The organism is Glutamicibacter sp. 2E12 (assembly GCF_050030965.1).
Classification (GTDB): Bacteria; Actinomycetota; Actinomycetes; order Actinomycetales; family Micrococcaceae; genus Glutamicibacter.
The window spans coordinates 3,592,051-3,617,975 of record NZ_CP188297.1 but is presented as its reverse complement, the minus strand read 5'-3'; the positions used below and the strand labels follow the sequence as shown (position 1 = coordinate 3,617,975).

37 protein-coding genes are annotated in these 25,925 nt (G+C 58.8%); 29 read left to right on the top strand and 8 right to left on the bottom strand.

Features of this window, described 5'->3' with window-relative positions:
- The first annotated feature begins 52 nt into the window (after nt 1-52).
- From ACP3TE_RS17175 to ACP3TE_RS17165, 3 genes are read left to right on the top strand one after another with little or no spacing between them, the layout of a single operon-like run.
- A complete protein-coding gene (locus tag ACP3TE_RS17175; RefSeq protein ID WP_105657820.1) occupies nt 53-1,348 on the top strand; it encodes an acetyl-CoA C-acetyltransferase in 1,296 nt (431 codons plus the stop codon).
- Nucleotides 1,348-2,685, top strand: coding sequence for a 3-oxoacyl-ACP reductase (locus ACP3TE_RS17170; protein WP_332486288.1), 1,338 nt, complete (start codon nt 1,348-1,350; stop codon nt 2,683-2,685). The genes ACP3TE_RS17175 and ACP3TE_RS17170 overlap by 1 nt, the downstream gene beginning before the upstream one ends.
- On the top strand, nt 2,686-3,540 hold the full coding sequence (locus ACP3TE_RS17165) for a MaoC family dehydratase (RefSeq protein ID WP_332727069.1): 855 nt from the start codon (nt 2,686-2,688) through the stop codon (nt 3,538-3,540).
- A gap of 62 nt (nt 3,541-3,602) precedes the next feature.
- On the opposite strand, the gene ACP3TE_RS17160 is transcribed toward ACP3TE_RS17165, so the two are convergent.
- The 4 genes from ACP3TE_RS17160 to ACP3TE_RS17145 form a co-directional block, all read right to left on the bottom strand.
- A complete protein-coding gene (locus ACP3TE_RS17160) occupies nt 3,603-4,796 on the bottom strand; it encodes a glycosyltransferase (RefSeq protein WP_426734477.1) in 1,194 nt (397 codons plus the stop codon).
- Between the two features lie 67 nt (nt 4,797-4,863).
- The gene (locus ACP3TE_RS17155; RefSeq protein WP_426734475.1) at nt 4,864-5,841 is read right to left on the bottom strand and encodes an alpha/beta fold hydrolase; all 978 of its coding nucleotides are present in this window, start codon (nt 5,839-5,841) and stop codon (nt 4,864-4,866) included.
- A gap of 281 nt (nt 5,842-6,122) precedes the next feature.
- A complete protein-coding gene (locus ACP3TE_RS17150; protein ID WP_426734474.1) occupies nt 6,123-6,542 on the bottom strand; it encodes a hypothetical protein in 420 nt (139 codons plus the stop codon).
- The gene (locus ACP3TE_RS17145) at nt 6,532-6,774 is read right to left on the bottom strand and encodes a hypothetical protein (protein ID WP_426734472.1); all 243 of its coding nucleotides are present in this window, start codon (nt 6,772-6,774) and stop codon (nt 6,532-6,534) included. Before ACP3TE_RS17145 ends, ACP3TE_RS17150 begins: the two co-directional genes overlap by 11 nt.
- A gap of 360 nt (nt 6,775-7,134) precedes the next feature.
- Here ACP3TE_RS17145 and ACP3TE_RS17140 point away from each other — a divergent pair, with 360 nt between their 5' ends.
- The 26 genes from ACP3TE_RS17140 to ACP3TE_RS17015 all read left to right on the top strand — a co-directional run bounded on the left by ACP3TE_RS17140 (nt 7,135) and on the right by ACP3TE_RS17015 (nt 22,028).
- The gene (locus ACP3TE_RS17140) at nt 7,135-7,359 is read left to right on the top strand and encodes a hypothetical protein (RefSeq protein WP_426734470.1); all 225 of its coding nucleotides are present in this window, start codon (nt 7,135-7,137) and stop codon (nt 7,357-7,359) included.
- Nucleotides 7,356-7,628 carry a helix-turn-helix domain-containing protein gene (locus ACP3TE_RS17135; RefSeq protein ID WP_426734469.1) on the top strand — a complete coding sequence of 91 codons (273 nt, stop codon included), beginning with the start codon at nt 7,356-7,358 and terminating at the stop codon, nt 7,626-7,628. Before ACP3TE_RS17140 ends, ACP3TE_RS17135 begins: the two co-directional genes overlap by 4 nt.
- Before the next feature lie 414 nt (nt 7,629-8,042).
- Nucleotides 8,043-8,168, top strand: coding sequence for a hypothetical protein (locus tag ACP3TE_RS17130; protein ID WP_426734467.1), 126 nt, complete (start codon nt 8,043-8,045; stop codon nt 8,166-8,168).
- Nucleotides 8,168-9,046 carry a hypothetical protein gene (locus ACP3TE_RS17125; protein ID WP_426734465.1) on the top strand — a complete coding sequence of 293 codons (879 nt, stop codon included), beginning with the start codon at nt 8,168-8,170 and terminating at the stop codon, nt 9,044-9,046. Before ACP3TE_RS17130 ends, ACP3TE_RS17125 begins: the two co-directional genes overlap by 1 nt.
- A gap of 21 nt (nt 9,047-9,067) precedes the next feature.
- Nucleotides 9,068-10,054, top strand: coding sequence for a hypothetical protein (locus tag ACP3TE_RS17120; protein WP_426734464.1), 987 nt, complete (start codon nt 9,068-9,070; stop codon nt 10,052-10,054).
- Between the two features lie 71 nt (nt 10,055-10,125).
- Entirely contained in the window at nt 10,126-11,331 is a 1,206-nt protein-coding gene (locus tag ACP3TE_RS17115; RefSeq protein WP_426734462.1) for a hypothetical protein, read from the top strand.
- Nucleotides 11,332-11,513: 182 nt separating this feature from the next.
- Nucleotides 11,514-11,900: a phage antirepressor N-terminal domain-containing protein gene (locus ACP3TE_RS17110; protein ID WP_426734461.1), complete on the top strand. Its 387-nt coding sequence runs from the start codon at nt 11,514-11,516 to the stop codon at nt 11,898-11,900.
- Nucleotides 11,897-12,757 carry a BRO family protein gene (locus ACP3TE_RS17105; protein ID WP_426734459.1) on the top strand — a complete coding sequence of 287 codons (861 nt, stop codon included), beginning with the start codon at nt 11,897-11,899 and terminating at the stop codon, nt 12,755-12,757. Before ACP3TE_RS17110 ends, ACP3TE_RS17105 begins: the two co-directional genes overlap by 4 nt.
- Nucleotides 12,754-13,152, top strand: a complete 399-nt coding sequence (locus ACP3TE_RS17100) for a hypothetical protein (protein WP_426734458.1) — start codon at nt 12,754-12,756, stop codon at nt 13,150-13,152. Before ACP3TE_RS17105 ends, ACP3TE_RS17100 begins: the two co-directional genes overlap by 4 nt.
- Nucleotides 13,153-13,154: 2 nt before the next feature.
- Nucleotides 13,155-13,679 (top strand): single-stranded DNA-binding protein, encoded by a 525-nt coding sequence (locus tag ACP3TE_RS17095; protein ID WP_426734456.1) that lies wholly within the window; start codon nt 13,155-13,157, stop codon nt 13,677-13,679.
- Between the two features lie 453 nt (nt 13,680-14,132).
- Nucleotides 14,133-14,339 (top strand): hypothetical protein, encoded by a 207-nt coding sequence (locus ACP3TE_RS17090; protein ID WP_426734455.1) that lies wholly within the window; start codon nt 14,133-14,135, stop codon nt 14,337-14,339.
- A 129-nt stretch (nt 14,340-14,468) separates the two neighbouring features.
- Nucleotides 14,469-14,900 (top strand): hypothetical protein, encoded by a 432-nt coding sequence (locus ACP3TE_RS17085; protein WP_426734453.1) that lies wholly within the window; start codon nt 14,469-14,471, stop codon nt 14,898-14,900.
- A 390-nt stretch (nt 14,901-15,290) separates the two neighbouring features.
- Nucleotides 15,291-15,698: a hypothetical protein gene (locus ACP3TE_RS17080; RefSeq protein ID WP_426734451.1), complete on the top strand. Its 408-nt coding sequence runs from the start codon at nt 15,291-15,293 to the stop codon at nt 15,696-15,698.
- 204 nt (nt 15,699-15,902) lie between these two features.
- Nucleotides 15,903-16,283: a hypothetical protein gene (locus ACP3TE_RS17075; protein WP_426734449.1), complete on the top strand. Its 381-nt coding sequence runs from the start codon at nt 15,903-15,905 to the stop codon at nt 16,281-16,283.
- Nucleotides 16,276-16,665 (top strand): hypothetical protein, encoded by a 390-nt coding sequence (locus ACP3TE_RS17070; RefSeq protein ID WP_426734447.1) that lies wholly within the window; start codon nt 16,276-16,278, stop codon nt 16,663-16,665. Before ACP3TE_RS17075 ends, ACP3TE_RS17070 begins: the two co-directional genes overlap by 8 nt.
- The gene (locus ACP3TE_RS17065; protein WP_426734445.1) at nt 16,665-16,994 is read left to right on the top strand and encodes a DUF7316 family protein; all 330 of its coding nucleotides are present in this window, start codon (nt 16,665-16,667) and stop codon (nt 16,992-16,994) included. The genes ACP3TE_RS17070 and ACP3TE_RS17065 overlap by 1 nt, the downstream gene beginning before the upstream one ends.
- Before the next feature lie 138 nt (nt 16,995-17,132).
- Nucleotides 17,133-17,555, top strand: coding sequence for a hypothetical protein (locus ACP3TE_RS17060; protein ID WP_426734444.1), 423 nt, complete (start codon nt 17,133-17,135; stop codon nt 17,553-17,555).
- 63 nt (nt 17,556-17,618) lie between these two features.
- On the top strand, nt 17,619-18,539 hold the full coding sequence (locus ACP3TE_RS17055) for a hypothetical protein (protein WP_426734443.1): 921 nt from the start codon (nt 17,619-17,621) through the stop codon (nt 18,537-18,539).
- A 10-nt stretch (nt 18,540-18,549) separates the two neighbouring features.
- On the top strand, nt 18,550-18,687 hold the full coding sequence (locus tag ACP3TE_RS17050; protein WP_426734441.1) for a hypothetical protein: 138 nt from the start codon (nt 18,550-18,552) through the stop codon (nt 18,685-18,687).
- Nucleotides 18,674-19,366 carry a hypothetical protein gene (locus ACP3TE_RS17045; protein WP_426734439.1) on the top strand — a complete coding sequence of 231 codons (693 nt, stop codon included), beginning with the start codon at nt 18,674-18,676 and terminating at the stop codon, nt 19,364-19,366. The genes ACP3TE_RS17050 and ACP3TE_RS17045 overlap by 14 nt, the downstream gene beginning before the upstream one ends.
- A 117-nt stretch (nt 19,367-19,483) precedes the next feature.
- Nucleotides 19,484-19,750: a hypothetical protein gene (locus tag ACP3TE_RS17040; protein WP_426734437.1), complete on the top strand. Its 267-nt coding sequence runs from the start codon at nt 19,484-19,486 to the stop codon at nt 19,748-19,750.
- Nucleotides 19,743-20,042, top strand: coding sequence for a hypothetical protein (locus tag ACP3TE_RS17035; RefSeq protein WP_426734436.1), 300 nt, complete (start codon nt 19,743-19,745; stop codon nt 20,040-20,042). The genes ACP3TE_RS17040 and ACP3TE_RS17035 overlap by 8 nt, the downstream gene beginning before the upstream one ends.
- Before the next feature lie 139 nt (nt 20,043-20,181).
- A complete protein-coding gene (locus ACP3TE_RS17030; RefSeq protein WP_426734435.1) occupies nt 20,182-20,529 on the top strand; it encodes a hypothetical protein in 348 nt (115 codons plus the stop codon).
- Nucleotides 20,522-21,388: a hypothetical protein gene (locus ACP3TE_RS17025; protein WP_426734434.1), complete on the top strand. Its 867-nt coding sequence runs from the start codon at nt 20,522-20,524 to the stop codon at nt 21,386-21,388. Before ACP3TE_RS17030 ends, ACP3TE_RS17025 begins: the two co-directional genes overlap by 8 nt.
- A 158-nt stretch (nt 21,389-21,546) precedes the next feature.
- Entirely contained in the window at nt 21,547-21,705 is a 159-nt protein-coding gene (locus ACP3TE_RS17020; protein WP_426734432.1) for a hypothetical protein, read from the top strand.
- Nucleotides 21,702-22,028, top strand: coding sequence for a hypothetical protein (locus tag ACP3TE_RS17015; protein WP_426734430.1), 327 nt, complete (start codon nt 21,702-21,704; stop codon nt 22,026-22,028). Before ACP3TE_RS17020 ends, ACP3TE_RS17015 begins: the two co-directional genes overlap by 4 nt.
- 124 nt (nt 22,029-22,152) lie before the next feature.
- On the opposite strand, the gene ACP3TE_RS17010 is transcribed toward ACP3TE_RS17015, so the two are convergent.
- The 4 genes from ACP3TE_RS17010 to ACP3TE_RS16995 all read right to left on the bottom strand — a co-directional run bounded on the left by ACP3TE_RS17010 (nt 22,153) and on the right by ACP3TE_RS16995 (nt 25,647).
- Entirely contained in the window at nt 22,153-23,145 is a 993-nt protein-coding gene (locus ACP3TE_RS17010) for a hypothetical protein (RefSeq protein ID WP_426734429.1), read from the bottom strand.
- The gene (locus ACP3TE_RS17005; RefSeq protein ID WP_426734427.1) at nt 23,145-24,170 is read right to left on the bottom strand and encodes a nucleoid-associated protein; all 1,026 of its coding nucleotides are present in this window, start codon (nt 24,168-24,170) and stop codon (nt 23,145-23,147) included. The genes ACP3TE_RS17010 and ACP3TE_RS17005 overlap by 1 nt, the downstream gene beginning before the upstream one ends.
- 323 nt (nt 24,171-24,493) lie before the next feature.
- Entirely contained in the window at nt 24,494-25,096 is a 603-nt protein-coding gene (locus ACP3TE_RS17000) for a hypothetical protein (protein ID WP_426734425.1), read from the bottom strand.
- A 14-nt stretch (nt 25,097-25,110) separates the two neighbouring features.
- Nucleotides 25,111-25,647, bottom strand: a complete 537-nt coding sequence (locus ACP3TE_RS16995; protein ID WP_426734423.1) for an HNH endonuclease family protein — start codon at nt 25,645-25,647, stop codon at nt 25,111-25,113.
- Nucleotides 25,648-25,925 lie beyond the last annotated feature (278 nt).

Sequence of the window (25,925 nt, the reverse complement as noted above, 5' to 3'; positions counted from 1 at the left end):
TTGGTTACAGTAATACTTGTCACACCAGAATATTTGTAGGAGTTCAACGAACATGAGCCAGCCCTCTGTGCGCAATGCCGTGATCATCGGTGGCAACCGCATTCCCTTCGCCCGTTCCAATACCGCCTACGTCAATGCGTCCAACCAGGACATGTTCACTGCAGCACTCGAGGGCCTGGTCGCCCGCTTCGGCCTGCAGGGACAGCGCATCGGCGCCGTCGCCGGCGGCGCGGTGCTCAAGCATTCCAAGAACTTCAACCTGATCCGCGAATCGGTGCTCGGCTCCTCGCTGGATCACGCCACCCCTGCCTATGACGTGCAGATGGCTTGCGCCACCGGCATGGAAGCCATCGGCTCGCTGGCCAACAAGATCAAGCTGGGACAGCTCGATTCCGCCATCGGCGGCGGCGTGGACACCACCTCCGACGCGCCGATCGCCGTCTCGGATGCGCTGCGCGGCATCCTGATGGAGCTTTCCCGCGCCCGCAGCACCAAGGCCAAGCTCGCCGCGCTGGCCAAGCTGCGCCCAGGCCATCTGGCCCCCGCAGCCCCCGGCACCGGCGAACCGCGCACCGGCCTGTCCATGGGCGACCACCAGGCAATCACCACCAAGAAGTGGGGCATCACCCGCGAGGCCCAGGATGAACTGGCCCTGGCCAGCCACCAGAACCTGGCCGCCGCCTACGACCGCGGTTTCTTCAACGACCTGGTCACCCCGTTCAACGGCCTGTCCAAGGACAACAACCTGCGCGCCGACTCCACCATGGAAAAGCTGGGCAAGCTCAAGCCCGCCTTCGGCAAGAACCTGGGCGATGCGGCGACCATGACCGCCGGAAACTCCACCCCGCTGACCGACGGCGCCTCGGCCGTGCTGCTGGGCAGCGAAGACTACGCGCAAGCCAACGACCTGCCGATGCTGGCCAATTTCGTGGACTTCGAAGCGGCAGCAGTGGACTTCGTGCACGGTGCCGAGGGCCTGCTGATGGCTCCGGCCTACGCCACCGCCCGGATGCTGGAGCGCAACAACCTCACCTTGCAGGACTTCGATTTCTACGAGATCCACGAGGCCTTCGCAGGCACCGTGCTCTCGACGCTCAAGGCGTGGGAGGACGAGGAATTCTGCCGCGAGAAGCTGGGGCTGGATGCCCCGCTGGGCGCCATCGACCGGTCGAAGCTGAACGTGAACGGCTCCTCGCTGGCCGCAGGGCACCCCTTCGCCGCCACCGGCGGGCGCATCATCGCCAGCACCGCGAAAATGCTGCATGAAAAGGGCTCGGGCCGCGCGCTGATTTCGGTCTGCGCCGCAGGTGGCCAGGGCGTCGTCGCAATTCTGGAGGCTCGCAGCTAATGGCGGACAAGTACATGGAACTGGTTAATTCCGGGATCACCAAGAAGCTGGCCACCCTGCTGGGCTTGCCGCGTCCTCCGCGCTTGCGCCGCTACAGCCCCGATGCGCCACTGCTGCCCGGCCCGGTGCTGGTGCTCGGTGCCTCGTCCAAGGCCCAGGACCTGAGCGACACCCTGGTCGCCTGGGGGCTGGATGTGCGCCGGCACGACGCCGGCGATGCCAAGCTCGGCGGGCTGGTGCTGCTGCTCGATGAACTCGAGCACCCCACCGAGCTGTCGCCGCTGATGCTGGCGGCCGGCCAGGCATTGCGCAAGCTGCTGCCAGGCGGCCGCGTGGTGGCCTTCTCCCGTCCCGCCAGCGATGACGATGCGCCGGAGCTTTCCGCCGTGCGCCAGGGCATCGACGGCATCGTGCGCTCGATGGGCCGCGAAATGCGCGGGGGAGCCACCGCCAACGGCATCGTGCTTGCCCAAGGCACCAGCGTTGCCAGCCCTAGTGCGCTGGCCGCGCTGCGCTTCTTCTTCTCCGGGCGCAGCGCCTACGTGGACGGCCAGTTCCTTTCCGTGCGCACCAATGATGGCGTGCTGCCTGCCGACTTCGCCAAGCCGCTGGCCGGCAAGGTCGCGGTGGTGACCGGTGCCGCTCGCGGCATCGGCGCGGCCATCGCCAAGACGCTGTCCCGCGACGGCGCGCAGGTGGTTGTGGTGGATATGCCTGCTGCCGGCGAATCGCTAGCCAAGGTCGCCAACTCCATCGGCGCCACCGCCTTGCAGCTGGATGTCACCGCCCAGGATGCCGCCCAGCAGATCATGGACCATGCGATCGGCCGCCATGGCTCGCTGGATCTGGTGATCCACAATGCCGGCATCACCCGGGACAAGCTGCTGGCCAATATGGATGCCGGCCGCTGGGACTCGGTGATTGCCGTGAACATCGCTTCGCAGCTGCGCATGAATGAAGCCTTCCTGGCAGCCAAGCTGCCCGGTTTGCGCATCGTTTCGCTGGCTTCCACCTCCGGCATTGCCGGGAACCGCGGCCAGACCAACTATGCAGCCTCCAAGGGCGGGGTGATCGGCATGGTGCACGCCAGCGCCAAGCTGTTTGCAGAAAATGGTGGCTCCATCGCCGCTGTGGCTCCGGGGTTCATCGAGACCGAGATGACCGCGAAGATCCCGCTGGGTACCCGCACCGTTGCCCGCATGGTTCTGCCTTCGCTGATGCAAGGCGGTCTGCCGGTAGACGTTGCCGAGGCGATTAGCTTCCTCGGGTCGGACGCCGCGGCCGGGTTGAACGGCCAGGTGCTGCGGGTCTGCGGCCAATCGCTGGTAGGTGCCTAGATGGGTGCGCAGATCGTCACCTCGATTCCCTCGATGGCCTCTGTCTATGCCAAGGCCGTGAAGACCCTGAAGCGGAAGCCGAAGAACCCGGTGCTGCCCGAAACCGTCCTGGTCTTCCAGGGCGCCAAGGCCGATCCGGTGAAACTCGCCGAGTTCCGCCAGGCCGTAGGTGCGCCGATGAACGGCGTGCTGCCCAGCCTCTACCTGCACTCGCTGGCTTTCCCGCTGGCGATGTCCTTGATGGTGCAAGATGATTTCCCCTTGCCGCTGCTGGGCATGATCCACCTGTCCAACCAGGTCGATGTGGACCAGCCGCTGGGGGAGCACGAAGCATTCGATATCGAGGTGCACAGCGAGAACCTTTCGGCCCATCCCCATGGGGCGACCTCCGACTTGGTGATGCGCCTCGTCGTGGACGGGCAGGACCGGGTGCTGCTGCGCAGCACGTTCTTGGCCAAAGGCGTGCGGCTCGAGGGCCGTACACCGGAGAAGAGCGCGCATCCGGCCTTTGCCGCACCGCAACGTACCGCGAGCTGGAAACTGGATCAGGGAACGGGACGTCGTTGGGCCGCAGTAGCCGGCGACTACAACCCGATTCACCTGTCCGCGCTCAGCGCCAAGGCGTTGGGCATGCCAGCGGCTATTGCCCACGGCATCTACCTGGCAGCCCGGGCATTGGCGGGGATCGAACCAGCCAACGGAACGTACCACTGGAGCATCGAGTTCAAGACCCCGGTAGTGCTTCCGGCATCGGTTGACCTGGCCTTCCAGCCGCAAGCCGATGGGTACAAGGTCCACGCGTGGAATGCACGCAAGTCCAAGCCCCACTTCGAGCTGGATCTGGTGCGCAGCTAGGCTCCACCGCTAGTGCCTTGGCCTTCAATGGAATTGCCTTGAAGGCCAAGGCACTATTGCGTTCAACGTACTTGGCGCTCGGACTGGGCGACACGGTAGCTGGCCAGGGTGGCCACGGCCGCGCGTTCCCAGGTGAAGAGGGCCGAATGTTCCAGCGCCCCATGTCCGGCAGCGGTAATCTGTTCAGGATCCCGGGCCAGTTCAAGCAGCTTGGCGGCCCAAAGCTGGGCATCAGGCTCGGTCATGAGCCAACCGGATTCGCCGTCATTGACGGCGTAGGCCAACCCTCCCACCGCATTGGCCAACACCGGCGTGCCGCAGGCCTGCGCTTCGGCGGCCACCAACCCGAAAGTCTCGGAAAGGGACGGTACCGCAACGACATCGGCATTGGCGAAGACGAGCGCCAGCTTCTCGGGGGAGAGCGGATCGAAGAACCGGACGACGTCCTCCAAGCCGTGGCGTTGGACTTGCGCTGGCAGGTCGTAGTCCGTTGCCCCGGACAGCGCACCGAACAGCGATGCGGTAATGCGCAGGGTTGGATCCTCGTGACGCGCGATGCCCATGGCTTCGAGCAGAAGATGGGCTCCCTTCAGCGGTTGCATGCGCCCGGCGTAGACCAGGTGCAGGTCATCGTCTCCCAGAGGCCGGCGCAGCTTGTCCTGATCCGGGTGGAAGATGCGGTGGTTGACGCCGGGCAGGACGATGTCGAGCTTGTTCGAGTCCACGGCGTAGAAGCGCTGCAGCTGTTTCGCCTCGACAGGCGTGTTCGCGATGATGCGCGCGCAGTCGGCGAGCAGCTGCTTCTCTGCTTCCTTTCGCTTCCCAGGCTCGGGGAGACCTGATTCGTGTTCCTTGGCCGCGGCCGAGGTGTGCATCGAGACCAGCAAGGGAGCGGACCAGCGCTGCGCCAGTTGCAGCCCCACCATTCCGGAGAGCCAATAGTGCCCGTGGACGACATCGAACTTCATGCCGTGCAAGTGCGTTGCGATTTCCTCCGCGGCCTCGTCGATGATCGCCGGGAGCTGTTCCTTGGCAAGGTTCCGATGGGCAGCGATCTGCACCTGATGCATCCACACGCCCTCGCTGACCTGGAGCGACTCGGATTCGTTGGCGGTGCGCGTGAGCATGTGGACTTCGTGGCCCAGGGCGCCCAGCGCATAGGAAAGGTTCTGGATGTACACGTTCATGCCACCTGCATCGCCGGAGCCCGGCTGCTGCATCGGTGAGGTATGCAGGGAAAGCATGGCTATGCGCATGTTCAGTACTCCAGTAGTGCTGTGCTAGTGACGGAATTTTTCGTTCAAAACTCCGCCTCTGATGCTATCAAGAAGCCAGGTCCAGCATCTTCGCGTTCGCCGACGTCCAGTGATCGACCATTTCTGCTCCGCCGTGGCCATCGGTCTCGCAGATAACCAGTGAGGAAGCTGGCCAGAGCTGGTGTAGTTTCCATGCCGTCATTGACGGTCCGGAAACATCGGCTCGTCCGTGGATCAAAACGGCCGGCAGGTGCCGGATCCCAGCCATATTCTCGATGATCGGCGGCCGGCAGAAACCATCATGGGCCCAGAAATGAGTGGTCAGCAGTGACATTGAATGCCGGAAGCGGCGGTCATGCCAGCGCGGATCGCGGATTACCTGCTCCGATCCGAGGGAAATGTGGGTATCCTCCCACAGCGCCCATTCGCGGGACGCCGCATCGCGAAGTTCCAGGTCGGTGGAGCCGAGCAGTTGTGCGTAGGCCTCGACCAGTCGCAGTTCACCCGCCGCGTAGGCCGGAATGTGGCTGCTGGCGAATCGCGAGAAGCGGTCCCATGCTTCCGGGAAGAGTGCTCCAACAGTTTCGGTGATCCATTGGACTTCTTCACGGCTCGTTGTCGTGACGGCGAAAAGCACCATGCCGACGACGCGTTCGGGATGGGCCTGTGCGTAGGCGAGAGCCAAGGTCGCGCCCCAGGACACGCCATTGATAATCCATTTCTCGATACCCAGCCCGACACGCAGCGTTTCGATATCGGCTATCAGCCGCTGGGTAGTGAATTCTCCGATGTCCGTATCCGCAGCGGCTGCCGAGGGGAGAGAACGTCCGCAACCGCGCTGTTCAAAACCAATGAGGCGAGTACGGGACAGATCCCAGCGGTTCCGGTAGCCGCTCGCGCCGAGTGTTCCTCCTGGTCCACCGTGCAGGTGCAGTGCCGGGATTCCCCCGGGACTGCCGAACTCTTCCCAGTACAGCTGGTGGCCGTCATCAGTTGGCATGAGCCCCTGCTGGGCGGGGACGTTGCCCGGGGAAGAGTCAGTCATATAAGCACTTTACGACAGCGCACGTGCAAGCGCGGGGGAGGCATGCGCCGCATCCTCAATCGAGGGCGGGGAGTCGTTCGGATTAAATAAAGAAATCCCCGGTTGACCGAAGTCAACCGGGGATTCTACCTGTGCGCGAAAGGGGACTTGAACCACTATTTCGCCTTGTCAGACCGGTTACGACTCTATTTAGTTGTTGCTTCCTCGCGGGAAGTGTTGGTGTGCGTTGCTCTTTGTTGCGTTTCTCGTTGACAGGGTCAACACCGGAAAACAAGGTGTAATTACATGCCGGACTCCAAAGCTTCCAAATGCGAAAGGCGAGCGATGATCGCCTCTGTTCCCTTGGGCTTAACATTGGGCCGCTCTGGCGGCCAGGCTTCTACCCATCGGCGCAGTACCCGGATCGCATCTTTGCGTCGTCCGAGCTTTCGGTAAATCGAAGCTGCTTTTTCTGCGTAATACGGTTGCGGCTCCCGGGAGTCGTATTGGACAAGGGAGTGCGTGACGTCGATGATCCTTTCCAGCAAGACCACCATCTCCTCGTACTTCTTGTCGGCTTCCATCTCGACCAGATCCTGCACGTGGTCAGCCAAGTCTTTTCCCTCTAGCTTGCGCAGTTTCCAGAGGTGTTCCATGTTGATCGCATCAATGATGCGCTGGATCTGGTCGGGCTGAGGCGGTGGAGTGTATTCAAGCCGCATTCGCGCTGATGAACTCACGGACAACAGAAACGACGGCTGTTTTCTGGCCCTTGGTCATCTTCTCTGCTCCGAGCGGGAGCTGCAGGGCGCCAGTCGAGAATGTTTCAACCGTCCATAGCCCCAGGCTGACTCCGCAGGCCTGGACGACGGTCTGTGGGCTTACGCCAAGGCCCTTGGCTAGCCCGGTGATGGTGGTCAGGTTAGGGAATCCGCGTATGCCGCTGTGGGCCATTCCGCTGATGCGTCCTATTGTCGGCGTGCCGCCACAGTCTTTGCTTAACTGTTTGAGGGTTCGTCCGCCAAGCATAGAGTTGATGAGTTCTTCGATTCCGCCTTGCATTTCTTCCCCGCTCGTAGTGTGTCAAGTGACTTTTGTTATGTCAGCCAAGCTAAGTGCTTTTCTATACTGAGACTTTTTGCTGATAATGCTGAATCTACAGTGCGCGAGATGAAATGTTCAACACGGTTGAAACTGTTTCGTATACATGTTTTCAATTAGACTGAACGAATCAGCTAACGGATTGAATTGCTTGGGAGGGGGAATTTCGCATACTCTCGGAGGAAGCATGCTGGAACTCCCAAGGACGGAAATATGAAACTCCGCAATCCGATGCTTCTACGGGCCATCACCAAGCCCGGCGAAGCTCAGCTCATCTCCATTACGACCCTCGCGGCTCGCTGCGCGGTCACGCCAGGGCATCTCTACCATTTGATGACCGGGCGCAGGGAAGTAGCTCCCGAAGTTGCGCAATGCATCAGCGAGACCATTAACGAGGAGCTTTCGACGGCACTATTCGAGCAGAGCGACAGCAAGTGAACGTTGCCCTGTATTCGCCCGAAGAAGTAAGTGTCGAGCTGCGCCGCAAGGTCTCGCCGTGGACGATCCGCAAATTGGCACGTGAGAAGAAGATTGAACATACCCGGGTCGAGCACGGAAAGATTCTTTTCACCGAGGCGCAGGTCAAGGCATTCTTGGAGAGTTGTGTGCGGCTGGCGGATTCGGCGCCTGAGGTAGAGTCGGAAGCTTTGGCGTTCCAGGGGACTTCGAGATCACGCAGGGCTCGCGCTGGCGCTGCAACAGTCTAGTTAAAAGCGAAGTGCGGCGTCGGAAACTCCCAAGTCCCAACAACGCCGCACTTCTGCCAGCTGGGTACCACCCCGTGCTGGCTGATGTGGTCGATTACCAGTCGGCCACAGTGGCGCCTGTGGCGCCTTGTTGCAGGCGTGAGATGGAGATCAAAACGCCTGCGGTGTGGGGAGACTCTACAATCCACCCACGGGCAATAACCTTATCAGTTTGATCTGATCATTCAGGGCGTGAGCTATTCTGTCAGTGGACTTAGGTTTAATGAAATAGTAAAAGTTCTTGCCAGATTGAATGAATGTGTGTACGCTGATTATTACGGGGTTAAAAACCACAACACCGTGACTCCCAAGTCCCACCCGCGGCCACCAACCGCAACCGGCCACCAACCGGATTCCTCAAAGGAGACTCTACAAATGGGCAAGCACACCCAAAAACTCGTTATCACTTCACGTGGCGAACGGGTACTCCACACTCTCGCAGGTCTCACCATCCTCGCCGCTATCATTCTCACCGGCTTCCTCGACGGGGCGTCGCTCTAATGACTGCCACCCCAGCAACCATCGAACGCGGGCTGACATTCAAAGAATCAAGCCACCGCTACAAACTCGACGGCCAGCCAGTCAGCGGCGTAACGACGATCATCGGCGGAGGCGTGCCAAAGCCAGCCCTCGTCTGGTGGGCCGGCACCGTCGTAGCGCAGTGGGTCCTTGACCCGAACAATTCCACCCATCTGACAGGGCTGCAATCCGGCTACACAGGCGAGAAGGATGACCCGTCACTGAAATTCCTGCAGCTCCTCCCGAACCGTGAACGCGACGCAGCAGCGAAACGCGGCACGGCAGTGCACGACCTCGCCGAACAAATCAACCTCACCGGCGGAGCCGACGTGCCTGAGAACCTCGAAGGGTTCATCGAGGGATACCTGGCATTCCTCGAAGAATGGCAGATCACCCCAGTACTGGCTGAAGTCATCGTCGGAAGCCGCGAGCATTGGTACTCCGGCAAAGTTGACCTCTTCGCCCAGTCGCCACTACTGCAAACTGCTGAGGAAATCGCAGCTGGCTGGGTCATCGAAGTGGATCTGAAAACGTCCAAAGGCGTCTACATGGACACGGCCCTGCAGACCGCGGCCTACGCCAGAGCCGAGTTCTACATGGACGGGGAAATCGAAAAGCCGATCCCGCCCGTCTCCAAAGCATTCGTAGCCCACGTGACACCCATGGACCGCGAAGGGGAGAACGCCAGGTACGGAGACGAGCCGTTGGGCAGCAGCTTGTACCTGCTGTCGGATAGCCCAGAAAAAATTGACGAGCACTTCCAGCACTTCCTCCACGCCAAGGCCGTCCATGAAGACGCCAAAGTGCGGGGAAAGATCAAGCTTGAACCGCTCACCGTCCCCGCCCTCAACGCTGCCTAACTAAAAGGAAAGAGAAGAATCATGAGCATTCAGCCAGCAAACCCTGCACCGACCAGCGCAGAACTAGCCATGCCAACGATGCCCGGCGCCGCCGGCATCGCAGGCCTCGAATCATGGGTCAACGCCCTCAGCCACGCGAACAAGATCGCCAGCTTCATGGCCCAGTCCAACTTTGTCCCGACGCCTCTGCGTTCGAAAGGCAAGGGCAGCTTCAAATCCCTGGACGAGCTGACCCTGGACGTCACCGCAATCATCATGGCCGGCGCATCGATCGGCTATGACCCATTCCAGTCCGTCCAGCAGATGTTCATCGTCCACGGTTCTCCGGCAATGTACGCCCGCTCAATGGTTGCCTTGGTCAAATCCCACGGCCACAAGCTCGACCAGGCTTCATCGACACCGGAAGCAGTAACTGTCCGGGCCCGGCACCGCGACGAAAGTGAATGGCACGAGTTCACCTGGACTATCCAGCGTGCGGCGACGGCCGGTTACACCAGCAACCCCAAGTACAAGTCCAACCCTCAGGAAATGCTGTACGCCAAGGCGGCAACTGAAGCATGCCGCCGAATGTTCCCAGAAGTGCTCTCCGGCATTTCACCGTACTCGGTTGAAGAATCGGAACTTGAGGACCTGGGTGAGCAGCCGACGGCTGGCAGCGCGACAGAAGCACCAGTGAAGACCCGCAAGATGTCACGCAAAGCGCCAGCAAAGTCCGCTGCACCAGCTGCCGCGGCGCCGGCCGCAACCGTAGAACCGGCACAAGCCGCACCAACGACCTTGCCGCCAGAGCCTGAAGAGGTCGGCGCCAACGTTGATACGCAGACCGGCGAGGTCCAGGACGAAGGAACACCTGCTGCCTTGGAGCTGTCCTGGGACGAGAAGATCGAACAGCGTGAAGGTGATGCAGTAGCACTCCGAAGCCTCTACAACGAAGCCCAGGCATGGGGCGCGGACCGCGAAACCCTCGATCGCATCGTCACCGCAGGGCAGAAAGCCTCCCAGTCGTAACCAACCCCCGACCCCGGTGGCCAGCCTCACCAGCTGGCCACCAACACCACCCAATTTAGGAGACTCCCATCATGGCTAAGACCCAAGAAATCACCCTCAACGGATTCCAGCGCTTGGACTACGTGCAGATTGCACCGAAAGGCTCCCTCGTCGCCATCAGCGGACGAAACGCCCAAGGCAAGTCCAGCGTCCTCGACGGGCTGGAAGCAACCATCATCGGCCACAACAAACGCGACGTGCCACGCCCAGTCCACGAAGGCAAGAAGGCTGCAGAGAACATCCACGTCCTCGACAACGGGATGCAGCTGATCCGCAAATACAAAGCAGACGGATCCTCCACCCTGACCGGCAAAACTGCTGACGGAACGAAAGTTGCCCAAGCAACCCTGAACGGCATGCTTGGCGCCCTGGGCATGGATGCCGGCGCATTCCCGCTGCTCGATGACAAGAAGCAGCTGGCCGCGGTCCTGAATCTGGTCGACCTGCCCTTCGACCCAGCTGAGCTTGCGCTAGATCGGAAGCAGATCTTCGAAGAACGCACTCGCGTCAACACGCGAGTTGGCGACTTCGAAGCTCAGCTGAAGCAGTACGAGGAATTCCCGGACGACCTGCCAGCTGCCGAGGTGAGCGTTTCCGAACTGCTCGACCAATACCGGGCAGGGCAGGAAGTCAACACGAAGATCTCGAACACCGTCCGCAGCGTCCAGCATTGGGAGAGCGAAGCCGAACGTCTCAAACGAGAACTCGCAGATGTCGAGAGGAAAGCGGTCGAAGCTTCGGAAGATGCATCCAAGCTGCCCGAGGAAGTGGACCTCGCTGAGATTCAGTTGAAGATCGACGGTGCAGAGGAAACCAACCGGCTCGTACGCAAGAAGCAAGAACGCGGATCCCTGCAGTTCCAATACGAAGCGACCGCGGAACAAGCCAAAGCGCTCACTCAGAAGATCGCCGACATCGACAAGAAGAAGAGCGACGGCCTCGCCGCAGCAAACTTCCCAGTCCCCGGCATGAGCTTCGACGACGAAGGAGTACTGCTCCACGGCCGCCCATTCCGTAAGGCATCCACCCGCGAACAGACCATCGCATCCGCCCGACTGATCATCGCCTCGAAACCCGAGCTGAAGGTCATGATCATCCGCAACGGATCCGACCTGGACAACGACGGCATCCAGGAACTCCAAAACCTCGGAGACGAGAACGGATTCCAGATCTGGGTCGAATTCGTCGACGAATCCGGCGAATTCGGCTGGACCATCGAAGACGGAAAGATCGCCTAAACGGCAAAAGAGAAGTGGCGGGGCAAACGCCCCGCCACTTCCAGCACCAACTCCCTGGTACGTCCGCCCCCTCATGCGAGTAACCAGCTCGCGGCCGAACACCACCACCCTAAAAACTTTCAGCCCGTAACTGTGGGACCTACCAACCCAAAGACATTTACCGGCAGAGATGGAGAACCCTCATGGATAGAGTCATCGATCCAAGCGGACAAAACGCCACCATCAGCTTCGCCGACGCACTCATTCCGGTGATCTACGACCACGGCAAACCACGCATCATCATGAAGCACATCTTCACCGACCTCGGACTGGACTATTCCAGCGCACTCGCGCACCTGAAGAGCAATGCCTGGGCTGAAGTCGACCTGCACCTAGCGCGCGGCGCCGACGGACGAAAATTCCGGATGCAGACAGCCACCCCCGGCACGTTCCTAATCTGGCTCACCAGACTCACCAAGGTCCCCAAGCAGACCGAACCCCGACTCCGCCGGTACCAAGCCGAAACCATGCTCGCACTCACCGAACACGCCAACCACGCGTTCGCATCCCCGGAAAGGAAACTCCCATGACGACCCAAACCTACGGAATGCCGCCCACACCCGAAGAGACACTCAGCAAGGGAATCCGCCTCTTCGAATACTCAGGCCACGACGTCCGCACAGTAATGGTCGACGGCGAACCTTGGTTCGTGCTCAACGATTTGTGCGCAGTGCTCGAAATTTCGAACCCGCGCGACGTCGCAACCCGCATCGATCCAGTGACCGTCGGAAAAACCTACGCTGAGAATTCGCGAGGGCAGCTGCGCGAAACAACGATCGTCAACGAGTCCGGCATGTACGAAGTCGTAATCCGGGCCAATGGCGAAATCGCACGCACCTTCCGCCGATGGATCACCAACGAGGTTCTCCCCGCAATCCGCAAGACCGGCACCTACAGCACCCAAGCCGCCGACGAAGACGAGTTCATGGCTCTGGCCGTCGTCAAAGCGCAAAGCATCATCGCCAGAAAAAACCTTGAGCTCGCCGCCAAAGACGAAAAGATCGCAGTCCTGGAACCAAAAGCATCCGCGTGGACTGACCTCGTCTCATCCACCGGCTCACTGTCCTTCCGGGACGCAGCCAAAGTCATCAGCGAAGAAGGCGGCGTGACGATCGGGGGAGACCGGCTGATCAAGAAGCTCCTGGACTGGGGATGGTGCTTCCGGCCCGCAGCCACGGTCGAAGAAAGATCCAAAGGCAAAGTTCGTTCGGTCCGTGCATACCAAACCCAGATTGACGCGAAAACGCTCACCGAAAAAGCCAAAACCTACACCGACCAGCAAACCGGCGAGAAGAAGCTCTCCAACAACCCGCAGACCCGCGTCACCGGTAAAGGGCTAGACCGGATCCGCACACGCCTACTCAACGAAAAGGAAAGCAGCGAATGATCGCCATCGAACCAGGAATGACTTGTCGCCTGGGCAAATCCAAGACCGCCGTCCAATGGGAAGTCATCGACTTCAACGCACAATCACTGGCAGTCCAGCTGTCGAAGCTGGGCGGAGACGGGTACGTCAACAAGTGGAGCCGAGTAGAGGAACTGATCGACCTGCAGCCCCGGCTGCTGCCAGTCACCCTGGCCAGTGTCCTCGAATGGCAAAGAAAAGTCCGTACCCTCGGGGCAAGCCTCACCGACACTGGACGATTCTTCGCCAACAGCGCCAAGTGCGTCGACCTGGCGAACAAGATCAACGCTCACACCGAAGCATTCCATAAGGCTGTTGCCGGCTACCAAGCAGGAATTCAAGAGCACTACCCACACCTCATCCAGAAGGAGAACTAAGCATGGCAGGCGAGACCGTAATCACCGTCATTGGAAACCTGACCGCGGATCCGGAACTGCGCTTCACCCCGGCGGGGGCCGCGGTTGCGAACTTCACGATTGCTTCGACCCCGCGAGAGTTTGACCGGCAGTCGAACGAGTGGAAAGACGGGGAAGCCCTGTTCCTCCGCTCTAGCGTCTGGCGCGAAGCCGCCGAGAACGTGGCCGAAACACTCACCAAGGGCATGCGAGTCATCGCCCAGGGGCGCCTGCGCTCACGTTCCTACGACACCAAGGAAGGCGAACGACGCACCGTCATGGAACTGGAAGTCGACGAGATTGGCCCGTCACTGCGCTTCGCCTCTGCCAAGGTCACCCGCACTCAGCGGGGCAACGGTGAAGGCGCTGCAGGCCGCGGCAACGCCGGTAGCGGAAACGGTGGCTGGAACAACGGGTCCACGGCTGGCGGAAGCTCCGGTGGCGGCTGGAACAGCCCTCCAGTCAGCGGGGGATGGGGCAACCCGCCGGCCAGCGAGCCACCTTTCTAAACTCCTTCCCACCTGCTGAACCGGGTGCGTGTGACTATGCAACGGTTACGCGCACCCATCAGGAGGAAGTTTTGCAGAAAGAGCTAGCGATCCCACGCTACAACCGCCCGAACGCGGAGTGGCCACGCCACCGGGCCAAGAACCGCAAGCGCAAAAGCATGCGATCGCGGCTCGCCCGGGAAGCGCAGCAACGAATTGATAAGACCACGATGAAAGGGGTTGTGTGACCTTGCCCATCCCAGTGATTGCCTTGAAGCCGCCAAAGCCACGCCTGACACCGGCCAAGGTGCGAACCGACCTCTGCGGTTCGTGTGACCGGCCCGTGTCACAGACCGGCGAATGCGGCGGCTGCAGCGACTAGTTGTCGGATCAACAAGTGATGATTAGTGAGGCCCAAGTGGGTCTCACTAATTATTTCCATCCACTCCACTTTTTGAAAGGCCACCACTCGCAATGGAAAACCACGATAACCAGGCCACCGAAGCAACGCCAGCCGACTCGGAATTCATCGAGAACCTAGCCGACGTAGTTGCACAAATGATCCCCGGCGTAAGCCCTGCAGAAGCGACGCACAAGCTTGAACATGTAGGCCTGGCTTTGGCTCGCGGTGACCTCTACAAGCGCGCCATTGAGATCGTCCAGGGCGTCCCCGGCCCCTGACATTCTGCGGTTAGCTGCTTCGGGTTACCAGGTCGAAGCAGCAAGCCGGGAGACACCAGCACCACCTGCACTACCTGCACCACGAGATGGAGACCCCAGCATGAGCCACCGAACAGGTAGCATCCTGCGATGACCAAGGACAAGAAACTTGACCAACGCCCCTATATCGCCTTGGCCAACGAGTACCACCGGCACCGTAAAATCCGTGGCCTTTCAGACGCCGCATTCCGTATCCACGTGACCCTGCTGCTGATCGCCAACGAAGAAACCACCGACGGGATCGTAGCAAAATCGGACCTGTTCGCCCGCGGGACCAAGGTCGGAAAAGAGCTCATTGAAGCCGGCTTAGTGCACGAAAAAAACGGCGTGTATATTCTGCACGACTATTTAGAGCACCAAAAGTCCAAAGCGCAGATCCAGGAGCTCAGTGCCGAGCGCGCCAAGAACGGTTCCAGCGGAGGCAAAAAGGGCATGCATCTGCGGCACCACGTGAATAAAGGCGTGCTGAACGACCGATGCGAACTCTGCCAGGAGCACGGTCTGAACCCGGATATTCCGTAAGCAAGTTGTAAGCAAACACTTAGAAATTGGTTAGCAAGCTTAGAAACATGAAACTGCTGGTCAACCCAACTATGACCAGGTTATCCACAGGTAAGAAGCTAAGCAAAAACACGGCAAACCAAAAACAAGACACCCAAGTCACAGCCCGAATATCACGAAAAAACCTAAGCAAACCTAAGTGAATCTAAGCAAAAAATAAGCACCATTTAACCACTACTTACTTACGTAAGTAGGCACGCTCAGTTTCGTAGTACTCATCTTTTAAAAGATCCATCTAAAAAAATCGTCGAATCGTCTAGGACTTAAACGCGAAGCACCACAACGATCGACGATCAAATAATCCCCATCAAAAAACCAACGGCCACCAACCAGCGGAAAGAAACTCCCACCATGCTCACCGAACGCCAAGCGCAACTCATCGCCGCCACCCTCGAAGAACTCCGCCCCAAAGACTGGCGCGCCCAGCAAACCCTCGACGTCCTCAGCGTCCACCACCAGCCCTACGACTTCAAAACCCTCCTGCAAGTCGCAATCAACGCCGCCCTCAATCCCAGCATCAAATCACCCAGCAGCATCTTCCTCGACGGCAAGCACTGGAACCTCCCCGAGCCACCCAAGCAACGCCCGGTGAACCCCAAGTGCCCCGACCACGACTGGTACGACGCCCACGCCTGCCACGCCTGCGACGCCGACATCCGAGAAGGCAACCGCCCCGAACAATTCCGCGGCCACAAAATGCCAAAAACCCCAGCACCCCGACCAGCGAACTGGAATGAACTAACCCAAGCCGGCACCTGACCAACCAGCGCCAACACCCCACAGCAAGCCCAGAACGTCCCGCAGGGCGATTTCAACCATGCTGAATAAGCAACCAATCACCTGGAACATTTCTAACCCCGCAAAACGGCTCACAGCACCTTGGCTCAAAACAAGCGCATCCCACACCATCACCCATACAACGAGAACGATCAACCCAACAGACCAAACAACCCAGGAACCCAAATGCCAACCCGAACCACTCTCATCGCCCTCGCCCTAATCCTCCTCGGGATCTTCTTGCCCAACCTCGCAGGCTCCCTAGCGTTCATGGCCGGCGCATTCCTCCTAGCTGTCATCAACTACATCGAACGCCAGCAGTACATCGGCACCGGCTGGATAGCGTTCGCTACGGCTGAAATCCTCGGACTGCTCGGCGCACCAGACCTGGCGGTATTCATCGCGGCAAGCGTCGGCATAGGCCTCATCGTGTACGGCATGGGGAGGTCTGCCGGCGAACAGCGAGCGTGGCGAAACCTGCTGCGCGTCCTGGCCAATGATTCTGAGAACCAGGACGCCATTCGGCGGGCTCGGAACATTGCGAAGGGCCGGTACTTCAGTGAGTGAGCTGCATGACGAACTGGTTATCCCGTTGACGCCGGCCCAGTGGAATGCAAATTTCTTGTCGATGAATCAGCGGTTGTCGCATCATCCGAAGAATGACCGGACCCAGTATTGGCGGCAGTTGCTGGGTGCTTTGGCCAGGAGCCAGCGGGTGTTACGGGTGCCTGGTCGTGGTCGTGTGGAGATTTGGTTCCGGTTTCCGGTGGCGCAGCGACGCGAGGTGGCCAACCTGCAGCCTACGTCGAAGGCGATTGTGGATGGGCTGGTTGATGCTGGTGTTTTTGAGGATGATCGGGACGAGTTGGTGGTTGGGCCGGATAATCGTCGGACTTGGCCGAATGGTCCTCATGAGGTGCGGGTGAAGATCTTCAAGGAGGGGTCGTGATGACTGTGGAACTGCCGGATTATGTGGTTGAGGAGAATGTTGTGCAAGAGGTTCAGAAGGTGACTCGGGTGGGTTTGCGCCTGCCGGATGGTTCGGTGATTTGGGCTGATGGTGATCAGGTGATCGAGTTGCCTGTGGGGACGGCTTTGCATCGGTATTCGTTGGTGAATGATCCGGAGGTGCGTGGCCTGTTGGTGGCGGCGTTGTGCCGGCGTGCTCAGGGGGTGGGGTTGCCTGAGGCGTCGTTCGTTGGTTTGCATGCGGTGGTGATGCAGCAGCGTGTGACTGAGGTTTCGGTGCCGGTGGTGGTTGATTCTTTGGTTGTGTGATTTTTTTAGTTTGATGTGAATTTTTCTTGTGTGGTTGTTGCTCGACCAGCCCATAACGTGTAGTCTGATGTTATCAACTTGTGGTGTACCAGCCACAAGGACAAAGGGCCTCACCAACCCCGAGATGGAGCACCAGCAATGACCTACCTGATCAAGTCGCACCACCACGACGCGACCCCAATCAAATACTCAGAAATCACCGAAGGCGACACCGTCGCCCGGCCCGTCAAAGACACCTACACCGTCGGAATCGCCACCAAAAAAGGCGTCCGGAAGTGGGTCACCGACAAAGGCGAACTCGTCGCCACGCCCAGCCACCGCGCGTTGTTCCGCATCAACCGGAACCACCCGGTGCCGGACATGGAAGAGAACCCGCTGATCCTCGCATACCGGGTCACCGCCGGCATCGACAGCGGATTCCACACGAACGCGAAAGGCTGGCAGCTCCGAGCTACCGGCAACGGATACGCGTCCGTCGATGACGAACCAATCCACGGGGAAAGCTACTTCCTCCCCGAAGAAGTGCACGACTGGGCACCAGCCCAAATCAATCCGGCCTAACCAGCCGGCAACAACCCACACCGTTCCTCACCAGTTCGGCTCCCACCAAAGGAAACTCCCACATTGAGTCATTTCAAGATCCTCGTTATCGGCGACAACGTTGAAGAACAGCTCGCGCCCTACGATGAAAACCTCACCATCGAACCACAGGTAGACGCCGGCTGGGACTACCTATCGAACCTGAAAAACGCGCGTAACTTCTACGCTGAACACCCAGAACACCTGCCGAAGAAGCCCAACGGCGATACTCACACGCTCTTCACGATCAACGACCTCGATCTCCTCCGTGACTACAACGAAGGCGACGATATTCGAGAAGAAAACGGCAAGTACGTTCGATACACCACCTACAATCCCAAGTCCAAGTGGGATTACTACGTGATTGGCGGCCGCTACAACGCATGGTTCAAGATCAAGCCCGGCGCCAACACAGAGGACTATCACCCCAGCGAGCCCCACTGGTCAGAGAAATTCGGTAACGCCTCCAACCATGCCAACGCCTCCGACCAGGCGATGAAGCGAGCCATCGATTTCCCAGCCATGGTCACCGCACGTCGAGCCGCCGCCGAAGCTGAATGGGCAAAGCTCACCGAAGCCACCAACGGGATCGTGCCGCCAACCTTCGGCTGGGCGGAATGCCTGGACAAGCACGGCCAGGAGAACATCGACGCAGCCCGCACAGAGTGGAACACGCACCCCTGGAACATGGCAGCACGCAAAGCCGGATTCTGGGATGCCTACGAAGATTTCCACATGCGCGCTGATAACCCGCGCGCCGCATACATCTCCGCCCAGGAGGACTTCGCCGCGACTGGCTTCTACGGCGTAGTCAAAGACGGCGTCTGGTTCGCACGCGGCGACATGGGCTGGTTCGGGATAAGCAACGACAAGGTCAGCGATGACGAATGGCGGGCCCAGGTCCGTGAACTGATCGAAGGCCTTCCGGATGACACCTGGCTGACTAACGTCGACTGCCACATCTAAGCAGCCGACCATGACTAGCCAAACCATCGGCTCGCCTGCAAGCATCACCGCCAACCAACAGGCCGGCGGCCGACACCAGGCCTTGCCCCACCCCATCCCCGTCACCCAGCACGCAAGCATCAAGGAGACCCGCCATGAACGTCATTGACCACTTCCCAGACGCCCACCTGATCGAGACCAAGGACCTGCGCGAGGGCGACGTCATCGCCTACACCCCAGTAGGGCAAGCCAACAGTTTCTGTGTTGCCGTGTACGACCATTACGGCCCTGGTGGACAGAAATACACCAGTGACGGGTCCATCATTGGCCCCACTGCCAGTGGGTTCCACCTGATCCACCGACCAACCACGCCACTGCCCAACGCAGTTGGCGACATGGTGCGCATCATCAGCCCCGGCGCATACAGCAGCCTGAAGCCTGGTGACGTGCTAACCCGCAACGAATACGGGGACTTCGTGAACCGGCGGTTCGGTATCGGCAATGACGTGTTCAAGGAATGCGGCATCATCTGGGAACAGGTCTGGTTCACCAACATGGGACCGGACATGGACGTAGTGGACGCTGAAGTGCTGCCAGCCGAGGACGAACCAGAACCCGCACCAGCGCCAGTTGCGCTGCCGGTAGGCCCCGTTCTAATCCACATCGCCAGCGGCAGGTACAAGGGTGCGATCGGGCGCCGGAACTACACCGACCGGTTCGGCACCTTCAACTTGATCACCGAGGAAGGTGAACACTTCCAGATCGAAGAATCAGAAGTGCAAGAGTCCACCTGGGAAGCCGTCACCCTAACCCGTGACCGCGACTTCTACTTCAACCCGCCGTTCTAGCCAGCCGCCGCACACCGGCCGCCCCGCGTCTTGGGGGCACGGGGCAGCCCCACGACCGGGTGTGCGCTGCGGTAACTCTCGCAACCGCAGCGCACACCCCACCCACCAGGAGAAACCATGAACACCCGCGCCGAAGTCATCGACGCCCTCGTGGCCAAGATCAAAGCAGGACAGACAGGCAACCTCGACACCTTGAACCAGGTCTACGTCACCGCCGGCGGCACCTACGTCTTAGCCAGCCGAGGCATCTGGAACGACAGCGGCAAGCCCCACGACCTCGTCGCCATCGTTCCCGGCCTCCTCGGCAGTGGCCGCGTCGTACCACTCGATTTGTCCGTCAACGACGATTTCGTTACCGCACTCCGGGAGGCATTCGATGGGTGACCTTTTCCCCGCCCCGGGGCCGAAGCCGTGGAACCTGGACGCGTTCGGACAACCACGCTGGGAGAAACCAATCGTCAAACGAACCGTGCAGGTGGAGCGTCGGCCCGATGACCTCGGACTCGAACTGGCCCGCCTCGCCGCGTTCAACGACCGGCTCATTGGACAGCTGCGCGAACTCGACCAAACCCACGTCATCGACCCCGCCAGCCTCACCCTCGAAACCACCACATTCGACGGCCAGCCTGTTTTCCGGGCCACCTTCGACGCCAAACCAAGGACCACCATTGACTGAACAGTTTCGCACGAAGCGCCGGTACGCGCACGAATTGTACCCACACAACCCCGACGAAAACACGCCACGGGAACTTGAGGTAGAGGTTCCATACCTGTATGCACGCACCATCGGCCTCGACGTCTTAGGTACTAGCTGGATGGAGGCAGACCCCAGGCTGTCCGGCGCACGCACCCAGCAGCTGGTCGAGACACGCCAGCTCGCATTCATGGCCGACGCTCTACTGCAAGGACTCACCGGACAGGAAGCCTGGGACTGGGCCGACACCCGCGCATCCGACGAGACAGGCGAATGGGCACATGTACGCGCCAAGCATTACGGGGTCGATAACTCAAAGATCAAGCCGTACCCGTGCGGCCCCGAACCAGACAAGCACGAGCACCTGAGTGAACCAGGCGTGCGTGGCTGGCAAAGTGTCGCGTTTGTGCATGGCAAAGAATCCGAATGCCCCGACTGCACCGAACCTGTGGAGGAATCCCATGACTAACCTGCACCGGCTCACCGCCGCCGACGTCGACTACACCGACCACGGGGCCACCCTGCTGCGCCGCTTCAATAGCGCCACAGAGGATCACCAGCTAACCGTCCTGCACGACGACGGCCTATACCGGCACCTGAGCTTCCGCGCCCCAGGCTCTAGCTTCTACTGGTTCGACCTGATCACCTGGCCCGGCAACCTCACCATCACCGGCGACATGGGCACCTGGACGTTCCGCCGGGTGGAGGACATGTTCACCTTCTTCACCGGGTATATCAACAGCGGTTACTGGGCGGAGAAGCTGCAGAACGGCGACACCGGCGGCCAGGCCACCGCCCGTGAATATGACGAGGACCTGTTCATAAAGTGGCTTGGAGAGGATTTCTGGGAAACCAGCCGCAACCTGGACCAGAAAACCACCACCATCTGGTGGAAGGCTATCAAGGATTACGTGCTGGACGACTGGGTGGACACTGGCAGCGCCAACGCGGCGCTGTCCGCCATGAGCAGCATGAGCGACGCGCTCAACGGGGCTATGGCCGCCCACTACGCGGACGTCTGGGAAGCGGCGGAGGGCTGGGAGCAGTACACCATCCACTTCGAGTGGTGCCTGGCTGCCATCGTCACCGGCATCCGCACCTACAAAGCACACAAGGCCGCCGACCCTATTGGCAAAATGATGGCTGCTCTTACCGAGCAGAAGGACATCCTCATGCCCACCAAGGCGCAGGTCGAAGCGCTGCACAAAGAAGCAATGGAGCGCGGGTTCGGCCTGTCAGTAATGAAAGGCAGGCCCGGCACGCTGCGCCTCGCACCGGGTGCGGTCCCTGGCGAACTGCTGGTCATTGACCCGGCGGCCCTGGCATGAGCCGCCCGAACCTGCGGGACGCTACACCTCGCACCCATGCAGAGACTTGCGTGGGGGAGCCGCCCCTATCGCAACCGCGTCCAATGGTAGGCGACGTGCGCGAGTGCCCTCACGGCAAAATCCAGGTTGCGGAGCAGCCCTGGCGGCATATGCCAGGAGTGCGCGTTTGGCGTGACCTGAGTCCGTTCTGGGACCGCCGGGCGTACCGGCTGGCCAAGCAGCTGCTGCAGGACGCCACACCAAGGCCCGGCACCTCCACGACCACCACCAGAGCAGCCATTGACCGGCTCGAAACAAACTACGGAGACCACGAATGAGCAACCTATTCGACCCAATCGCAGGAGAGAACTTCGGTGAATGCACCACCTGCAACCAGCCAATGGCGACCGAGAAGGACATGCACGACCACTGGGCCTCAAACGAAGGCAAAGGCCACCGCGTGCGCGTCATGAACCCACCCAGGGCGCAGCAGATCCGCAACCACGTCCAGCGGAGCGTGGACGAAGCAATGAGCAGCTTCTACTCCGAAATGGACAGCCTGATCGCCCAGGGCCACCTCACCGAAGAAGAAGCCAAAAACGCCATGAAAACAGCTTTCGTAGACGTCGCAGACGGTTGGGAGGAATACAGCAGTGCTTAATCTACATCCATATCCGGAGACGAACCGAGAGCTACCTGGTCCGAAATTAGCTCTTCAAGATACCCACTAACAATAGATGGGCTTTGAGAGTTACCCGGGCAATGTGTGGTCCTCGGGCCTCTGGTTAGAATGATTGTTTCGGGAGTTTCAAATCATTAGCCATGGAAGTCACAATACGTTCGAAATCTGAATTCTCGATGAGAGCCGCAAGGCGCCGGGGCTGCTGCGCTAAATCTGCTATCAAGAGCGATTCCGGCTGCATGTATAACCAATCATATTGTTCGACGAAGTCGACTGCTCCTGGGCTGTGAAGCTCGACAACAGACATATAGTGGTCACCGAGTCCGGACTCTTCAAGATGACTCTTCAACGCGCTCTCGATATTCTCCCGATCGTCCTCGGAATATCCCTGCAAAAGGGTGAAGAAGAGACCCTCAGGGCGAGCTGGCGTTGAATAATTTTTGGTCAGGGAGCGAAACAGTTCATTCACTTTATTGAATTTGCCTGATTCGACGCGCTCTTCATAGTTGGATACATCACTAATCAACGAGCTCACCTCCTCATCAAACAACTCCGCAAGGGCAATTAAACGTAGCACTCGCCTCTGTAAATTGTCAGGGAGATCAGTCGGATTCTTGTAATTGAGACGGTGATCAATGATGTACCAAGCATCACTCACGGCTGTTCTTACCTGAACCTCGATCTTTAGGGCATCTCCCCGGGAATCCAGAATTTTCGGGTCAGACAGATCGAACTGGTCTGCACTGTACTCTAATTTGTCTGGTTCTGGTCTCCTGCGATCAAGATGACAATAGAAATTATTCTCTTTGGCGTGTGATTCAAGTAGATCGGTAAACTCTCTCGCACCAGATTGGGTTGGAAAAATTGCTTTCAGTGCAACCAAATCATGGAATGTGTCCCACTGCCTTGGATTGGTCGGATTCTTCTTGTAAGCCTTGGCTAGCAAACTCGGTAGCTTTTTATAGCGTCCATCAACATGAACGTTGGGGTCAACGGATTTTGCCAGCTGCTCAAGGTTACTCTGCCAGACAACGAGTCCAGATTTTAGATACTCAATCTCTTCCTCGTAACGACTTGTCAGCTCATTCGCAGACATTACTGGCTACTCTTTGGTACGGATCCGAACCCAATTTGCTTCAATTGCCCGTTCAACTTGATTACTGTCGAACCGTCCTCAGATTTCGTAACACGAATGTTACCTGCTGCAAGGGACTCTTGACTGGCAACCAAAGTGAAACCTTGACCGATGAATTTGACTCCATGACCTCCGCCGGAAATCAGCTTGAGGTCTTTTCGGATAACGCTATCGCCCACGGTATGCGGGATTGAATCTAGATAGTGATCGCGGTCCTCCACATCGAGATAAGTGTCGGCAAAAACGCTGGATTGAAAATCTTTGCTAGGTGTCTGCATGTAACTCGTCAGCGCGGACGCGTAGCGTGCAGCCTTTACAGGATCTTCTATGTCATTAAAATGCTTCATCGAAGATTCCATGAATATTTTAGTTTGGACTTCGGAACGATCTGCGAGTGTGCAACCTAGAAATTTAGTAAGAAAGAAGTCGGCATATGCGACTCCGTTCTGTCGGTCAACCATGACGCCAACTAGTGACTCCTCATCGGAAAGATTGAGGAGTGCAACCTTGTATATTTTTGAATTGTGACCAACGATCAGCTCATTTAGGTGTTCGAGGTCCAATCGGCCAGTGCTTTCGTCGTGGCGCAAGCGCATACCCTCTTGATGTTCAGCCTTCATCAGCAGAACTTTGTCCTGGGCATCTTGTTTGATTGTTGCCACTACAAGAATGCCTGACGGGCTTGTAGCTGTTTGACTGCGATAGAGGACTTGCGCAATTTCCTGCGACGCCTCAACGAATGTTTTATCTGCGTTCTTGAAGATCGCTGAAACCAGACCAGGAGTCTGTGAAGTAGCGTCAGGGTCTTCCTTGATGTCACGCGGTTCTTTTAGGGCGACATTGAGAATGTTGTCGACGATAAATCGTCTTGTCTCAGCCTGAAGTGGTGTGAGCTGGGTACTGAGAGTCACCTCACTGTCGTCTTTGGACGAATGGGCCCCCTTGGGGATCTCGTGAACGATTGCTTGGGAAATGGTAATTGCCACAACTGGCTCCTGGTTGAGTGCGATTCATACTGCCCCTAACGAAGATTCTCGATAAAACAACGACGATATGGGAGTTAACTTTTCAGTTTTTGCAAAATTCTATACCGATGAAACAAATATTATTTGAAGTTCCAGCGGTGAGTCGAATAAAAGTACTTACTTGAGGTTATGGGTATCAAGTCAGCGGGAAGCTAGAAGGAATTTTCGTGGCTAGCTGTCCTATACATGTTGAAAAATCTTGTTTACGGAAAGTTTCACGAACTGCTAGGCCGGATGTCGACTCACTTGACGACATTCTTGCCTGAAATCAGCCGTGGATCGACTTACAGCCCAAGTTTCATTGCATCTTTGCAAACGGCTGATTGCGGGTAGTTGATGCAGGCGACCTGCAGATCGGTCACGGAAGGTATATAACCGTCGACCATTCCCATAACACCGGGATATTTCTGCAAGGCGCTCATCCACTCGTTCACGGTCGAGCAATTTTCCAAGGTTTTCTCAATCAGGACCTCAGCTGCATCCGCGTCGATTACCTGCGCCGCACGGGCGGCCGGGGTTTCACATGCCTCCGATAAATCGACGCTTTCACCTCCCGGAACTCCGATCCAGGCACTATCAGGATCGACGGCGCCGCGCTGGGCATCCGTTCGCTCCGATGACCGTGAAAAGCAACCGATGTTGCGCATCTCGGCCTGAGCCTGTTCCGACTGCGGAGTGTCCGCGGGGATCGCCTTCAGCAATGGGAAAAGCCCAGGGCAATCCGTTCCGGAATCGATCCCAGTCAACAATGCGTCCAGTTGCGTTTCAGGTGCCTCAGAAGTGGCAGGTTCTAGACTGTTAGTTGAACTGCTGCTGGGCGTGGAACAGCCCGCAAGAACGATTGAAACGGCAAGTGCGACACCTGTCGCATAGATTTTCTTCAACATATCGAATCCCTCAATTAGCAGCGCCGCTCTAATACCTGATCGGTCGCGTCATGTTCGGCCTTGGTCATCCACAGGTCGTACTTGTGCTTCACTTCGATCTGACGCGTGACGTACTCGCACCAGAAGCCGCGGTTCGGTGGAAGCCAGGTTGCGGCGTCACTATCGCCCTTGGACGCATTCGATGGGCCGTCCACTGCCAAGAGATTCAGTGGATCGTTCGAGAAAGCCACACGACGTTCAGGAGTGAGCTGCTGCGCCCCCTTCTGCCAAGCATCCGAGAGCGCCACGACATGGTCAATTTGCACCGCGTTGCTGGTGCCCTGGCCGCGCTGGAACTCAATAGTTTTCCCAGTGAAAGGGTCGAGTAGAGTTCCCGTGAGAACAACACATTCACGAGTCCCTGGCTTGTACGAGTGGACGGTAAGATCCCGGGCGAGGATGTCGTTGCGGGCATCGCATCCGTTCCGGTCCGGGTCACCCCAACCATTGCCGAACAGATCACGGTCGTAGCCGGTCTTTGGTGCGCGGCCCTTGATGGGAATCTCCTTCAAGAGCTCGGATGCTTTCGTGGTTTTAGCGCTGGTACCGGCGGCCGATTCGAGCGTGGCCTCCGGCGACGGCGGTACCGTTGGATGAGGCTCGTTGACATCGGGTTGCTCTGACGGTGGCTCCGTGCTGATCGTAATCGGGGGAGCCTCTGAACGAATCACGATGGGTGGCGGCGTCTCCGAAGTAACCTGTGTGCCGGCAGCAGCGCCAAGCGAGTCAGCCGGTGCGGGTGCGGCACCGCTTGCAGTTCCGCACCCGCACAGAACCAGCACCATCATGA

Coding starts and splice junctions, on each gene's coding strand:
- ACP3TE_RS17175 (WP_105657820.1), top strand. CDS start 53: ATGAGCCAGCCCTCTGTGCGCAATGCCGTGATCATCGGTGGCAACCGC.
- ACP3TE_RS17120 (WP_426734464.1), top strand. CDS start 9,068: ATGAGCATTCAGCCAGCAAACCCTGCACCGACCAGCGCAGAACTAGCC.
- ACP3TE_RS17060 (WP_426734444.1), top strand. CDS start 17,133: ATGACCTACCTGATCAAGTCGCACCACCACGACGCGACCCCAATCAAA.
- ACP3TE_RS17150 (WP_426734474.1), bottom strand. CDS start 6,542: ATGCGGCTTGAATACACTCCACCGCCTCAGCCCGACCAGATCCAGCGC.
- ACP3TE_RS17085 (WP_426734453.1), top strand. CDS start 14,469: ATGACCAAGGACAAGAAACTTGACCAACGCCCCTATATCGCCTTGGCC.
- ACP3TE_RS17090 (WP_426734455.1), top strand. CDS start 14,133: ATGGAAAACCACGATAACCAGGCCACCGAAGCAACGCCAGCCGACTCG.
- ACP3TE_RS17095 (WP_426734456.1), top strand. CDS start 13,155: ATGGCAGGCGAGACCGTAATCACCGTCATTGGAAACCTGACCGCGGAT.
- ACP3TE_RS17015 (WP_426734430.1), top strand. CDS start 21,702: ATGAGCAACCTATTCGACCCAATCGCAGGAGAGAACTTCGGTGAATGC.
- ACP3TE_RS17115 (WP_426734462.1), top strand. CDS start 10,126: ATGGCTAAGACCCAAGAAATCACCCTCAACGGATTCCAGCGCTTGGAC.
- ACP3TE_RS17130 (WP_426734467.1), top strand. CDS start 8,043: ATGGGCAAGCACACCCAAAAACTCGTTATCACTTCACGTGGCGAACGG.
- ACP3TE_RS17025 (WP_426734434.1), top strand. CDS start 20,522: ATGACTAACCTGCACCGGCTCACCGCCGCCGACGTCGACTACACCGAC.
- ACP3TE_RS17030 (WP_426734435.1), top strand. CDS start 20,182: ATGGAGGCAGACCCCAGGCTGTCCGGCGCACGCACCCAGCAGCTGGTC.
- ACP3TE_RS17050 (WP_426734441.1), top strand. CDS start 18,550: ATGACTAGCCAAACCATCGGCTCGCCTGCAAGCATCACCGCCAACCAA.
- ACP3TE_RS17105 (WP_426734459.1), top strand. CDS start 11,897: ATGACGACCCAAACCTACGGAATGCCGCCCACACCCGAAGAGACACTC.
- ACP3TE_RS17140 (WP_426734470.1), top strand. CDS start 7,135: ATGAAACTCCGCAATCCGATGCTTCTACGGGCCATCACCAAGCCCGGC.
- ACP3TE_RS17080 (WP_426734451.1), top strand. CDS start 15,291: ATGCTCACCGAACGCCAAGCGCAACTCATCGCCGCCACCCTCGAAGAA.
- ACP3TE_RS17040 (WP_426734437.1), top strand. CDS start 19,484: ATGAACACCCGCGCCGAAGTCATCGACGCCCTCGTGGCCAAGATCAAA.
- ACP3TE_RS17075 (WP_426734449.1), top strand. CDS start 15,903: ATGCCAACCCGAACCACTCTCATCGCCCTCGCCCTAATCCTCCTCGGG.
- ACP3TE_RS17110 (WP_426734461.1), top strand. CDS start 11,514: ATGGATAGAGTCATCGATCCAAGCGGACAAAACGCCACCATCAGCTTC.
- ACP3TE_RS17155 (WP_426734475.1), bottom strand. CDS start 5,841: ATGACTGACTCTTCCCCGGGCAACGTCCCCGCCCAGCAGGGGCTCATG.
- ACP3TE_RS17035 (WP_426734436.1), top strand. CDS start 19,743: ATGGGTGACCTTTTCCCCGCCCCGGGGCCGAAGCCGTGGAACCTGGAC.
- ACP3TE_RS17100 (WP_426734458.1), top strand. CDS start 12,754: ATGATCGCCATCGAACCAGGAATGACTTGTCGCCTGGGCAAATCCAAG.
- ACP3TE_RS17045 (WP_426734439.1), top strand. CDS start 18,674: ATGAACGTCATTGACCACTTCCCAGACGCCCACCTGATCGAGACCAAG.
- ACP3TE_RS17010 (WP_426734429.1), bottom strand. CDS start 23,145: ATGTCTGCGAATGAGCTGACAAGTCGTTACGAGGAAGAGATTGAGTAT.
- ACP3TE_RS17170 (WP_332486288.1), top strand. CDS start 1,348: ATGGCGGACAAGTACATGGAACTGGTTAATTCCGGGATCACCAAGAAG.
- ACP3TE_RS17165 (WP_332727069.1), top strand. CDS start 2,686: ATGGGTGCGCAGATCGTCACCTCGATTCCCTCGATGGCCTCTGTCTAT.
- ACP3TE_RS17145 (WP_426734472.1), bottom strand. CDS start 6,774: ATGGCCCACAGCGGCATACGCGGATTCCCTAACCTGACCACCATCACC.
- ACP3TE_RS17160 (WP_426734477.1), bottom strand. CDS start 4,796: ATGCGCATAGCCATGCTTTCCCTGCATACCTCACCGATGCAGCAGCCG.
- ACP3TE_RS17065 (WP_426734445.1), top strand. CDS start 16,665: ATGACTGTGGAACTGCCGGATTATGTGGTTGAGGAGAATGTTGTGCAA.
- ACP3TE_RS17000 (WP_426734425.1), bottom strand. CDS start 25,096: ATGTTGAAGAAAATCTATGCGACAGGTGTCGCACTTGCCGTTTCAATC.
- ACP3TE_RS17125 (WP_426734465.1), top strand. CDS start 8,168: ATGACTGCCACCCCAGCAACCATCGAACGCGGGCTGACATTCAAAGAA.